Annotated in this window: 1 protein-coding gene and 1 pseudogene; both read left to right on the forward strand. The window is 29.3% G+C overall.

Translation table 11 applies throughout. The features are described from left to right. Positions 1 to 421, forward strand: a pseudogene (locus tag FUA24_RS00350) (sugar nucleotide-binding protein); the annotation flags it as partial. Positions 422 to 480: 59 nt separating this feature from the next. Next, complete coding sequence (locus FUA24_RS00355) at positions 481 to 774, forward strand: 4a-hydroxytetrahydrobiopterin dehydratase (RefSeq protein ID WP_147132780.1); 294 nt, start codon at positions 481 to 483, stop codon at positions 772 to 774. Positions 775 to 860 lie beyond the last annotated feature (86 nt).

The following is an 860-nucleotide window of genomic DNA, read 5'->3' on the forward strand; positions in this document are numbered from 1 at the left end:
AGAAAATAATTTATTACGCTTACCTAAAAAACAAGTAGCTGTTTTAAGGTTACCAATGGTTTTTGGCGCTAAATCTCCTAGAGTACTTGAAATACTTCAAAATATCAATGAAAATGAACCCGTTGAAGTGTTCCCAAATTTAATAATGAATGTTACAAACATTGATAAATTATCGCAACAAATTCATTACATAATTAACCGTAACAAGCACGGTATTTTTCATTTAGGAAGTAGTGATTTGGTGCATCATGACGATTTTATTAATGAAATAATTCAAATAATAACACAAAAAAAACCTATTATAAAAAGAGTTTTTACCACCAATGATGAGCGTTATTTAGCTGTTTTACCAAAAATTAATAAGCTACCAAAACATTTACAAATTCTTAGTACTAATGTTTTAGAAGATTTAAAAAAATAATTGATTTACACAGCAATATTCAGTATTTTTAAAACTGTTAATCAAAAAACATAAACACAATGAGTAAACTATCGGCACAAGACATTGAAACAAAACTTTTACGTTTCCCTGATTGGGAATATTTTGATGATGCTATTCATGCTGAATTTGAATTTGATAATTTTAGAGACTGTTTTAGCGCCATGAGCCGTATAGCTTTTGAGTGCGAAGCTCTTAACCACCACCCAAACTGGAGCAACGTTTATAACGTTTTAACCATATCACTTTCTACACATGATGCTAATGGTGTAACAGATAAAGATTTTAAACTTGCTGAAGCCATTGAAGCCATAGTAGAGCCTGTTGATGAATAATTTTATCATACAGCAATACAAAAATTACCAAAAAAGCAATAATTTTTTAAATTTGCGCAATGCTTTAAAAACACAAACTTTAAAGC

The organism is Seonamhaeicola marinus, assembly GCF_008085455.1.